The 1,292-nt window shown below is 39.7% G+C and carries 1 protein-coding gene and 1 pseudogene; both read left to right on the top strand.

Annotation, left to right across the window (positions count from 1 at the left end; all coding sequences use genetic code 11):
* Positions 1-502, top strand: a pseudogene (locus BOQ64_RS23305) (hypothetical protein); the annotation flags it as partial.
* 4 nt (positions 503-506) lie between these two features.
* Positions 507-1,292 (top strand): DUF6443 domain-containing protein (locus BOQ64_RS22690; RefSeq protein ID WP_228448531.1); only part of this gene is annotated, 786 nt, incomplete at its 3' end.

Below are 1,292 nucleotides of genomic sequence, written 5' to 3'. Positions count from 1 at the left end.
AACCTCAGTTCTGTCCTATGATCTTCAGAATCCTTCTACAGGATCAACAGAAGTAACCTATGATAAATATGATTCCAAAGGAAACCTTGTACAGTATACCACGAAAGACGGTGTTTCTACCGTTATTATCTGGGGCTATAACGGGACCCTGCCCATTGCCAAGATTGAAAATGCAAAATTTGAAAGCATTGGACAATCATTTATAGACAGTATAGTGAATGCCTCTAATACAGATGCCGCAGCAGAAAGGAATAATGATGAAACCAATCTGTTAAATACTTTTAATACTTTCAAAAATAATTTGTCTGGTTATCAGATCACAATGTACAGCTATGATCCATTAATAGGAGTGCGAAGCATTACTCCGTCATCTGGTATCAGGGAAGTTTATGTTTATGACAGTGCCAATCGATTGAAAGAAGTGAAACAGCTGGATAAAGATGATGCAGGAAATCCTGTATACAAAATAGTTAAAGAATACAAATACAACTATAAAAACTAAGACGATGAAAAAAATACTCATTCCCATAGGTATGTTGCTGAGTTATTCAGCACATGCCCAGCTTAGCACGGGAGAAAACTATATTCAATCCAAAAGCTATCTGGATTATAATGGGACAACTCCATCCAAAACCTCAGAAACGGTTCAGTATTTTGATGGTTTGGGAAGACCCAAGCAGGTGGTTAATGTAAAAGCATCCCCTCAGGGAAAAGATGTGGTCACTCACATTGAATATGATTCGTTCGGAAGACAGGTTAAAGACTATCTACCCGTTCCCCAATCAGGAACGCTGAATGGAGCCCTTGTTCCCAATCCATTAGGCAATGTGGCCAATACTCCTTATGGGTCTGAAAAGATCTATTCCGAGAAAATATTGGAAAACTCTCCATTGGATAGAATTCAACAGCAGATTCAGGTAGGCAATGACTGGAGTACCAAGCCTGTTAAATTCGGTTATGAAACCAATGTTCTTAATGAAGTCTACCAGCATATCACCACCACTACCTGGGAAAACGGCGCCACCAAAAGCAGTGTCGCTTTATCTCCTGCAGTATTGTATGCTCCCGGTACCCTGTATAAAAATACCGTTACTGATGAAGATGGAAACCCCACTTTAGAGTTCAAAAACAGAAAAGGTCAGACCCTGTTGGTAAGAAGATTTGTAGGAACCTCTATGCAGGCAGATACTTATTATGTGTATAATGAATATGACCAGCTTGCCTTTGTTATTCCTCCCACTGCCGTTCAGCAGCCTATTACCGATGTACTTCTTGATGATTTGTGCTATCAG

The organism is Chryseobacterium sp. CH25, from assembly GCF_004119455.1.
GTDB lineage: Bacteria > Bacteroidota > Bacteroidia > Flavobacteriales > Weeksellaceae > Chryseobacterium.
This window is presented reverse-complemented; position numbering and strand designations above follow the sequence as displayed.